6 protein-coding genes and 3 rRNA genes are annotated in these 6,333 nt (G+C 33.6%); 3 read left to right on the forward strand and 6 right to left on the reverse strand.

Annotation, left to right across the window (positions count from 1 at the left end; all coding sequences use genetic code 11):
• Both M014_RS0120865 and rrf read left to right on the forward strand, forming a co-directional pair.
• Positions 1 to 148 (forward strand): 23S ribosomal RNA (locus M014_RS0120865); the annotation flags it as partial.
• Between the two features lie 51 nt (positions 149 to 199).
• Positions 200 to 315 (forward strand): 5S ribosomal RNA (gene rrf, locus M014_RS0120870).
• A 137-nt stretch (positions 316 to 452) separates the two neighbouring features.
• Here rrf and M014_RS0120875 read toward each other — a convergent pair.
• From M014_RS0120875 to M014_RS0120900, 6 genes are all read right to left on the reverse strand, one after another.
• A complete protein-coding gene (locus tag M014_RS0120875; protein WP_026593421.1) occupies positions 453 to 899 on the reverse strand; it encodes an ASCH domain-containing protein in 447 nt (148 codons plus the stop codon).
• Between the two features lie 451 nt (positions 900 to 1,350).
• On the reverse strand, positions 1,351 to 2,148 hold the full coding sequence (gene bacA, locus M014_RS0120880; RefSeq protein ID WP_026593422.1) for an undecaprenyl-diphosphate phosphatase: 798 nt from the start codon (positions 2,146 to 2,148) through the stop codon (positions 1,351 to 1,353).
• Positions 2,149 to 2,224: 76 nt separating this feature from the next.
• Positions 2,225 to 2,962, reverse strand: coding sequence for an ABC transporter permease (locus tag M014_RS0120885; RefSeq protein ID WP_026593423.1), 738 nt, complete (start codon positions 2,960 to 2,962; stop codon positions 2,225 to 2,227).
• Positions 2,955 to 3,884, reverse strand: coding sequence for an ABC transporter ATP-binding protein (locus tag M014_RS0120890; protein WP_035415613.1), 930 nt, complete (start codon positions 3,882 to 3,884; stop codon positions 2,955 to 2,957). The genes M014_RS0120885 and M014_RS0120890 overlap by 8 nt, the downstream gene beginning before the upstream one ends.
• 68 nt (positions 3,885 to 3,952) lie before the next feature.
• Positions 3,953 to 4,969: a sensor histidine kinase gene (locus M014_RS0120895; RefSeq protein WP_026593425.1), complete on the reverse strand. Its 1,017-nt coding sequence runs from the start codon at positions 4,967 to 4,969 to the stop codon at positions 3,953 to 3,955.
• Positions 4,959 to 5,672 carry a response regulator transcription factor gene (locus M014_RS0120900; RefSeq protein ID WP_026593426.1) on the reverse strand — a complete coding sequence of 238 codons (714 nt, stop codon included), beginning with the start codon at positions 5,670 to 5,672 and terminating at the stop codon, positions 4,959 to 4,961. The genes M014_RS0120895 and M014_RS0120900 overlap by 11 nt, the downstream gene beginning before the upstream one ends.
• Before the next feature lie 545 nt (positions 5,673 to 6,217).
• On the opposite strand from M014_RS0120900, the gene M014_RS0120905 reads away from it, so the two are divergent.
• A 16S ribosomal RNA gene (locus M014_RS0120905) occupies positions 6,218 to 6,333 on the forward strand; the annotation flags it as partial.

Below are 6,333 nucleotides of genomic sequence, written 5' to 3' on the forward strand. Positions count from 1 at the left end.
CATCTAAGCATGAAGCCCCCCTCAAGATGAGATTTCCCATAGCGTAAGCTAGTAAGATCCCTGAAAGATGATCAGGTTGATAGGTTCGAGGTGGAAGCATGGTGACATGTGGAGCTGACGAATACTAATAGATCGAGGACTTAACCATATAATATGAATGCAAATGTTATCTAGTTTTGAAGGAATATGCCTTCAATAGTTTGGTGATGATGGCAGAGAGGTCACACCCGTTCCCATACCGAACACGGAAGTTAAGCTCTCTAGCGCCGATGGTAGTTGGGACCTTGTCCCTGTGAGAGTAGGACGTCGCCAAGCAAAAACCTAAGTCATTTCGACTTAGGTTTTTTTGTGGTTTAAAAATATAATATGTATTTATCTATTTGAATTAAAAATAATAAAGATAAACTTATCACCTACGTATTTCTTAAATTGTAGATGACAAGTAAGTATATTTATTTCTTCACATCAATAAGTTCAAAACGTTCGCAAACGAGTAACATGTCTTCAGAGAACTCACGACCAATTTCATTCAATTCTTTCGTAAAGAACTTTGTATGGGTGTTTTTCCAATATTCATAGGTCTGATTTCCTTCTCCTTCTGCAATAGCGAATTCTTCAGGGACCTCATTCATTGGTGTCAAAGTTACTTCTGTTGTTCTAATAATAGCTACAGGCTCATCATTGCTATTTAATATAATACTATAATCATTGGTTGTTGGAAGTGGTTCGTTTTCTAGTTCATAGAAGATATGCCCAGAGCATGTTGCTGTTTTTACACCATCAATTACTAATTGAGCAAGATAGTCAGGAGAGCACCCAAACTGCCATGCACTGACAGTTTGAGGTTTTTCATTCTTCTTCCAGTATTCATTCCAGTATTGCTGTGCTAATTGATTCATTAGTATCATTCACCCATTTCTTAATCGTCTAGTTAAATATCTCGTTGCTTATGATAAGATTCCGTTCGTTCATAATAGATGGTTTGTTTGATAAATTACATTTTCTGTATTGTTTTTAGAGTCAGGAAAAGGAAAGGGCTCAATAAATATGGTTTATATACTCGTGCTGCTCATTTGTATCCATCTATTTAATAAACGTTTACATATATTTGTGTTAAAGAGTATTCAGAATAATAAAGTTAAGCTATTTTAAACAAACATCTACGTTTTTAAGATTAGATGATTCTTTTGGAATGATAAAACTAACATCTTTTATAAATAATTTGTTTAAATGCGTCTTTTTACTAAAATGAGGAATGCAAGGTAGTTAAATAGGTATAATTGCAACTAACCGATACTCCTATAGAAATATCGGTTAGTTATTGTCTTTTTATCGGTGATCTTCATATGGTTATAGCAATACGAATACAGTGAATACAATAGCTAACAAAATGCGGTAATAGGCAAATGGCTTTAAACCTATTTTTGCTAGTAACTTTAGAAAGGTTACTACTGCTAGCATTGCTACGACAAAGGAAGTAATAAATCCTACTGCAAACATGGGAAGATCATTTATACTTAAATGTTCCCAACTCTTTAATAAGTCTAGACCTGTTGCTCCAACCATGACAGGAAGAGCTATAAGAAAAGAAAATTCTGATGCAGCTTTATAATTTACTTTTGCTAACAGTCCTCCAGACATTGTGGATCCAGCCCTTGAAAAGCCAGGGTATACTGCTAAACATTGAAACAATCCAATTGTTAATGCTTGACGGTATGTTAAATCATCTAATGAATAGGAGGTAGCTTCAGGTTTTTTAACTTCTGCAAAAATCATAAGAATAGCTCCTGCTACAAGCCCAATAACGACAGTATATGGTTGAAATAAGTATGTTTTGATCACATCATGTAAGAGTAAGCCAGCGATTACGGCTGGGAATACACCTAGGAAAACATGTAGTGCATTGAATTTTTTCTCTTTTTGCAGAAGAGGCCTAATGTTACATAAAGAAACAAGTCGTTTATGATATAAAACAGCAATAGCTAAAATGGCTCCTAGTTGTATAACAATCTCAAATGTTTTTGCTCTTTCTCCTTCAAAACCTAATAAGTGTCCGACTAATATAAGATGCCCAGTAGAAGAGATAGGTAAAAATTCAGCTAGTCCTTCTACAATACCGAGTATGAAGGCAATAATTGTATCGCTCATAATTTCACTCCTATTATATAAATGAAAATGTTGTAGGTAGACAGAGACATAGGTTGATATTCATTATCCTTATAAATCAATGGATATCAACCTTTTTAAAATAGAATATTGTTGCGAGAAAGCTGATAATAGCTGTAGCAGCGATAGCAACATAAGAATATTCAGGAGGATATGTCGGTTGCAATTCGTTATTTACTATATCTAGTGCAGCTGTCCAAGGAAACAAATCCTTGTGTTCCGAACTTGCAGTTAGAACATTTACCATTGCTACAACAATTGTTAATATAATAGGCGGAACATAAGTCTTCATTACAAGAGTTAGCAGTACAATAGGAGAAGATAAGATAAAAAGGAATCCACCGCCTAATAAAAATTTCACTAAAAATTGAAAAGATAAAGGGATGCTTAATCCAGGAAAACCTCCTAATAGCCCTAATAGTAAAGTTAGTCCCCATGCAACTATAGTTAGGATCATAATCCAAATAAGCAGAAGGATGAATTTGCTCATAATAAAGTTAAAACGTGATACAGGAATGGTTAATAAATTTTTTAATGTATTTTCTGTGTATTCACGATTAAAGAGATAAGCGGTAACGACTCCGTATAGAAGAACTCCCATAAATAAAATAATATACATATTTACATTAAGAAAAAGGGCATCGAAACTCGCAGGTGTAACGGATGGTTTTGTTTTCATTTCTATATAAAAGGCTAAAACGATCATAAAAGGTGCTACAGCTGCCCCAATAATACTAATCAAGAACATATTAGAACGTTTCAATTTTAATAGTTCTGTATATAGTAGATTAACCAATTGTTCCACCCCCAACCAATTTGGTGAAATAATCTTCTAATCTGTCTTCGCTCATCGTAATTTTTAATACTTCAATATCGCTTTGAACAAACGTTTTATTAATCTGCCCTTGTTGTCCGAAATGAGAATACACGCGGATATTTCCATCATCATGTACTTCGTAATCAAAAATATGAAATTGTTTTTCTAAAAGCATCGCAGCTTTATTATCATTGCTTACTTGAAATTCTAAGTATTTACGATTTGTTTTTCGAAGTTCATCAAGAGAGATCTCTTCTAATAACTTCCCTTTATGAATAATCCCCATATGATCTACTAGCTGTTCGACCTCAGCTAAAATATGACTGGAAATTAATATCGTTATGTTTCTTTCTTGTGCTAAAGATTTAATAAGTTTTCGCATTTCTTTAATACCAATTGGATCTAAGCCATTGGTCGGTTCATCTAGGATTAATAGTTCTGGATAATGGAGAAGGGTTCTTGCGATTCCTAATCGTTGTTTCATCCCTAATGAATATTTTCCTACTAGCTTTTTCGTTTCATGCTCTAGCCCGACAATTTCTAATGCCTCTTCAATCGCATTTTTTTTGTGAACTCCAATGATTTTGGCATTAATTAATAAATTTTCTTTTGCAGTAAGGTTTTCATAAAACCCTGGAACTTCAACGATAGAACCAATTCTTCTTAAAATTTCTTTTTGGTTTTTGAAAAAATCCTCCCCAAATATTTCGACTTTCCCACTTGTCGGTTTTATGAGGCCTAATAGCATTCGGATTGTCGTTGTTTTCCCTGCGCCGTTTCGTCCGATAAAGCCGTAAATCTCTCCTTGATTCACATTTATATTTAGATTATCTACTGATTTTTGTTTGCCATAAGCTTTGGTCAAGTTTGTAGTTTTTATAATTGTATTGATGTTGAACACCTGCTTTCTATAATCTCTTAAGTACATGATAAAAAGAAGGATTTAACTGCTGCTTAATCATTTCTTAACTATTTCTTAAAAGTAGTTTGTTTAGGGATGGAAAAGCCAAAGGTTGTTTTTTTCCACGGAATACTTTCTACCCATATTTGTCCGCCGTTTTTTTCTACGAGAGCCTTTGCAATAGCAAGTCCTAGGCCACTCCCACCATGTGAGAGGTTTCTTGATTGGTCACTTCGGTACATTCTCTCAAATACGTTTTCTAAATCATCTGTTGAAATTCCAGGGCCTTTATCCCAAATGAGCAGCTGATATTCATTAATAGTTTCTAAAAGTTCGATTCCTATTACTTTTCCGGACTTTCCGTAGTATATAGCGTTTTTCATGAGGTTACCTATAACTCGCATAAGACTAAGAGAATCCGCCGTAACGGGACAAGGTGTTTCTGGGATGCTAACTAGTAACTCTATATTTTGTTTTGATAGTTCAGGTAAAAATTCAATGAGTGACTCTCTAGTAATCTCTGAAAAATCAAGTTGTTCTTCCTTTAATGAAAATTCATCAGCATCAAGCTTCGCCATATTAAATATTTCATCAACTAATTGTTTTAAACTATTTGATTTATTTGAGAGTATTTCAAGATATTCCAGTTTTTCTTCTTCTGAAGTAGCAATACCATCTTTTAATGCGTCAATATATCCAATAATAGAAGTAAGAGGTGTTCGTATATCGTGTGAGATACTAGATAAAAGTTGTTTTCTAGCCTTTTGAGACTTTTTGGCCTCAACTTGTACTTTTTCTAGTTCGGTTATTAAGTCATTTATAGAGAAAATTATGTCATCTAATGAATGGTCGTTATTTGTATATAATCGTGTATGTAGATTGCCATTAATGGCGCGTTTTAATTTCGTAACCATGGACTTCCGAGTTTGAATAAAATGAAGTCTTGTAAAGAAAAGACTTCCTGTTATAACCATAAGGATAATGAATAAAATTAATTTTAATGTGTGAACCATATCTATAAATAGAAGTCCGGTGAGGATGATAAACTGCAATAGAATAAGATAGAGAACTTTATCACTCTTCATCCTTTTCACCTACAAATTTATAGCCAATACCCCATACAGTTTGAATAAACTTAGGATTTGAAGGGTCAATTTCTATTTTCTTTCTAAGTTTTCTAATATGTACCATAACGGTATTATCATCTTCTATATAGTTACTATCCCAAACATTGCGAAAGAGTTGCGTCTTCGTAAAAACTTGTTCAGGATTTGAGGCGAAGAACTTTAATAGTTCAAGTTCTTTTCCAGTTAAGGACACTTCTTTACCATCTATGTTAACTATGTACTTGTTTATATCAATTGTTAGTCCTTTGAATGCTAAGAGTGTGTTTTCTTGTATGTTAGCGTTACTTCCTAATACTAAAAAACGCCTCATGAGAGCTTTTACTCTAGCCACCACTTCATTAATACTAAAAGGTTTTGTAATGTAATCGTCTGCACCTATGCTTAGGCCTAAAATTTTATCTACTTCCTGATCTTTAGCGGTGAGCATTAATATCGGGATATTTGTTTTGTTTCTAAGTCTTCTACATACTTCGATACCATCAACTTTAGGCATCATAAGATCTAATATGATGAGGTTATATTTGTTTTGTTCAAATAAGTGAAGAGCCTCTTCGCCATTTATAGCGATATCTACTGTATAGAGTTCCCGTTCTAGATATTTTTTTAATAAATCTCGTATTTCTTTTTCATCATCTGCTATAAGTACACGGATATCTTCCATATTTTCACCTGCTTATTTTTATTATGTTATTATGATCTTGGTAATGAAAAATACAATAGTCATCTAATTATATACTATTAATTGTTAAAATAAGGGTGGAAATAGAGATTCGAATAGAGAGAAGGGATAGATGATAATACCTGCTAAAGGTTTGTCCTACATTAAGTAGAAAGCAAAGAAGCCGATTGGTGAAGACGAATAAGCTATAAAATGGTTAAAGCTTCATTTTATGGATGGGGAAAGTGAGTGAGAAGAAGGGGGATTTTAGGATACACTTATAATGATGTCTTAAAGAAGAGAAAAATTCATCAAAATATTTTTAAAAAGTTATTGACTATTATTATATAGAAGTGTAATATTATACGAGTCGCTGATAGCAACAACGCAAAACGCGACAAACGAAATAAAAAACTTAGTTGACATTGAAATGAAGAAATGTTAACATAAGGAAGTCGCAAATAAGCGACAAACGAGTTCTTTGAAAACTGAACGAAACAAACAACGTGAAACGTCAATTTTTATTTTAGATGCTAGACAAACTAACTTTATTGGAGAGTTTGATCCTGGCTCAGGATGAACGCTGGCGGCGTGCCTAATACATGCAAGTCGAGCGAATGGATTAAGAGCTTGCTCTTATGAAGTTAGCGGCGGACGGGTGAGT

Source organism: Bacillus sp. UNC437CL72CviS29 (assembly GCF_000482345.1).
In the GTDB taxonomy this organism is placed as follows: Bacteria; Bacillota; Bacilli; order Bacillales; family Bacillaceae_G; genus Bacillus_A; species Bacillus_A arachidis.